The sequence below is a fragment of the Paracoccus gahaiensis genome, from assembly GCF_005048225.1.
In the GTDB taxonomy this organism is placed as follows: domain Bacteria; phylum Pseudomonadota; class Alphaproteobacteria; order Rhodobacterales; family Rhodobacteraceae; genus Paracoccus; species Paracoccus gahaiensis.
This window is the reverse complement of the sequence record NZ_SUNI01000080.1, coordinates 1-564: the sequence shown is the minus strand read 5'-3', so window position 1 is coordinate 564 and position 564 is coordinate 1. Positions and strand designations below refer to the sequence as shown.

1 tRNA gene and 1 rRNA gene are annotated in these 564 nt (G+C 55.9%); both read right to left on the bottom strand.

From position 1 onward, the window contains the following. Positions 1–332: 332 nt before the first annotated feature. A tRNA-Met gene (locus FA743_RS20180) sits at positions 333–409 on the bottom strand. A 59-nt stretch (positions 410–468) separates the two neighbouring features. Continuing rightward, positions 469–564, bottom strand: a 5S ribosomal RNA gene (gene rrf / locus FA743_RS20175); the annotation flags it as partial.

Below are 564 nucleotides of genomic sequence, written 5' to 3'. Positions count from 1 at the left end.
GACATGCTCCGTGATGCAAGGCGCTCTCCGGAGCACTGGAGCGACTTTCTCGAAGACTTCGTCGAAGACCCAGACATCATCGCGCGCGTCAAGGAAAACGGTCCGCGGTAGCAATCGGGCCGTTACGTCCAAGCTTGGGGAGCAGCGCACAAACCGGCAGACTTTCGTTATGAACGGGGGACCAATGGGGGCAGGTCAGTTACCAGACGCAAAAGGCCCCCAATTCTTGTGGTGGCCTCTTCAAACGTTGATGTGGCGTTGAGTTGTTTTCCGGACATGCGAAAGCCCCACCAATAGGCGGGGCGTAAGCTACGGATATATTGGGATATGTTTGGTTGCGGGGATAGGATTTGAACCTATGACCTTCAGGTTATGAGCCTGACGAGCTACCGGGCTGCTCTACCCCGCGCCAAGGATGTCCTGTTGGGGTGTTTATATCGTTTAGAGAGATGTTGCGTTTCTTACCAGGTCTGGCGGTGACCTACTCTCCCACGTCTTGAGACGCAGTACCATCGGCGCAGCGGCACTTAACGGCCGAGTTCGGGATGGGATCGGGTGTTTTGC